Here is a 2,454-nt window from a genome sequence, read left to right as displayed (position 1 = left end):
TTTAATATACTCAATGTCATTTCAACGTAACCTATTCGATTTAAAAAAGCTACCCAGTCAATGAATCTAGGCAAGTACTCGCCCCTGACTACGCAAAGTAAAAGAAAAAGATAAAATACTCCGGCTTAATGACATATTACGTGATACCTTGGCTTACAATATTGGGGATTCTTCACTCGAATTCGGCTCAAACCTTGAATATGCTGCAATCCATCAATTCGGTGGCGCCAGCGATATGATCCCCCGTTTAGCTGCAATACCCGCAAGACCATTTTTGGGTTTGTCGGAGCGTGATGAAAAAGAAGTTATTGAGATAATGTCTGCTTTTGTGCTTTGATAGTAAAAAATAATAATCTTATAGGGTTACAAATGGATATTGATGATTGTGAGGGATTTGTTGAATCGTTCTCGATGAAGTTTAAACAATTAGGAGCTGAGGTTAATAAAAAATCAGTAACTAAGAATACAATTAATGCTCAACTAACTAGGGATCATTTTAGGAGGATTGAAGATTCATTAGAGTCTCTTAAAAAATCAATTGCTGGAACAAGAGATCAATTAACAAAAACAAACAGTGCTTTAATTGAGGATGTTGAAAATGTTTTTTTGAAAAAATTCCGAGAGCACCTCTCCATGTTATTGGAGATGTTGCGAAACATCCCTATTCCGGTTGAAAATTCATTAGGCGGAATAGGGATGTTTGATAATTATCGAGATCTGTTATCAGACATTCGTAGCTTCACACATAATTTTTTAACCTCAAATTACCCTGAAGAAAACAGTAATGGTAGTCAATTACATATTTTGGATGAAAAGCTTGAGCAGAGAATAGAAATCAAATTGAACTCATTAGTTCAAATATTAGATGAAAAGTTTACAGATGAAAAAAATAAGCTTTTAAACCTCCATTCAATAATGAAAAACTCTTGTCAAGAAATTGAGAATAATTCAAATGAGTTTCAAAATAAAATTAGTTCTTTAGAAAGCTCTGTGACAAATATAGAACAACTTTACAATGACAAAGTTAAATCAATAAATGATATTTATAACAATGGCATGAATGATATTGCTCAAAAAGAGGAACAAATTGATAAGTTACTTTCTACAGCTAGTAATCGGGTGATGGCTGATGATTTTGACACAAGTGCAGCAGAAGAAAAGAAAGCAGCTAATTGGCTCAGGTTAGGGTCACTCGGTTGTATGGCTGTAATCATTGGTATAGTTTGCTATTCATTTTATGACTCGACTCATTCAGGGTTTGATTGGGAAAGTTCAATTTTTCGCACTGTACTAGTGTTCATTTTATCAATACCAGCAGCTTACCTTTCTAGAGAATCAGCAAAGCACCGTGAGCAGCAATATAATTATCATCATACAGCTCTGGACCTTAAAGCAATCACACCTTATATAGCCTCACTACCAGAAGAAGATCAAAACAGGATAAAGATCTCAATTGCGGAAAGAATCTTTGCTTCAAGACAAACAAACTTAAACCAACAAGATAGTTTCCCATTAAATACTCAAGAGCTGATGATGGAATTAATCAAAAAAGTAGATTTAAGCAGTAACCAAAAGGCTGAAAAGAAAAAAGATGATACTGGTAAGGAAGTTTAATTCAGAAAAAGGATATTTATGACTAGAAGATTATCGTTAGGGTTAATTCTTTTATTGGCTCCTATTTCAATAATAATAGTGTTGTTTATAAGTCATTTTGGTGTAGGCCCTGCTAAAACACTTGCCGACTGGGGTGCAACAGGCGATTTTTTTGGTGGGCTTTTAAATCCACTTTTAACATTTTGCTCTATTGTAATTTTAATTTATTCACTCAGGTTGCAGCAAAAAGCAGGTTTAGATGCTGCTATTTCAGCAGAAAAAACAGCAAAAATTAATTTAGAACAGTTAGAGTTGAACAAATCAGCCCAAGAACGGCAATTTTCCGAGTCTGAAAAGCAAAGGTTACATTCGGAAAAACTAATTAAAGTAGGCTTAGAACAGAATAAGCACTTAGAAACTCAAATTAAATCAAGCCTGAAAAGCGCTAAAGAAACACACATTTTAAACCAGTTAGATAACTTAAGTAGAAGTTTGAATAGTTGTTTATCCTTAGAGGTAGACAATAAAGAACGTAAGATGTCTCAAATAAATAAAGCCACTCTAGTTTGGTTTACAAGTGATGAGGCAGACTCAATTACTTATTTAATAAAAATGAATGCGAATAGAATTGAGCAAATTGTCTTAGGCAAGTTGTCACTAATTACTTTTTACATAGAAGAACTTGAAAGTGTTGAAAATTTTTTAGGTAGATATCATTTAGAGTATGTAATAAACGAAGTTGAATATTTGGTTAAAACGCATGGCTATTTTATTAGAAAAAATCGAGATAATATTTTGGAAAACTATTTAACCCATTTTTGTTATTTCTTAACAGCCTATACCTCAAATGCTGAGCTAATT

General features: G+C 33.1%; 2 protein-coding genes and 1 pseudogene. All 3 read left to right on the top strand.

Annotated features, from left to right (window positions below; translation table 11 throughout):
- Positions 1 to 148 precede the first annotated feature (148 nt).
- Positions 149 to 337 (top strand): phage virion morphogenesis protein, encoded by a 189-nt coding sequence (locus tag L1D51_RS21240; RefSeq protein ID WP_239964805.1) that lies wholly within the window; start codon positions 149 to 151, stop codon positions 335 to 337.
- Between the two features lie 32 nt (positions 338 to 369).
- Positions 370 to 1,614 carry a hypothetical protein gene (locus L1D51_RS21235; RefSeq protein WP_239964804.1) on the top strand — a complete coding sequence of 415 codons (1,245 nt, stop codon included), beginning with the start codon at positions 370 to 372 and terminating at the stop codon, positions 1,612 to 1,614.
- Between the two features lie 18 nt (positions 1,615 to 1,632).
- Positions 1,633 to 2,454 (top strand): annotated as a pseudogene (locus tag L1D51_RS21230) (hypothetical protein); the annotation flags it as partial.

Source organism: Pseudoalteromonas shioyasakiensis, assembly GCF_022398475.1.
Classification (GTDB): Bacteria; Pseudomonadota; Gammaproteobacteria; order Enterobacterales; family Alteromonadaceae; genus Pseudoalteromonas.
Note: the sequence above shows the minus strand (reverse complement) of the source record. Positions and strands in the feature narration are given on the sequence as shown.

What these genes read in the sequence shown, in the direction of transcription:
- L1D51_RS21235 (WP_239964804.1), top strand. Translation starts at nt 370, where the DNA reads ATGGATATTGATGATTGTGAGGGATTTGTTGAATCGTTCTCGATGAAG.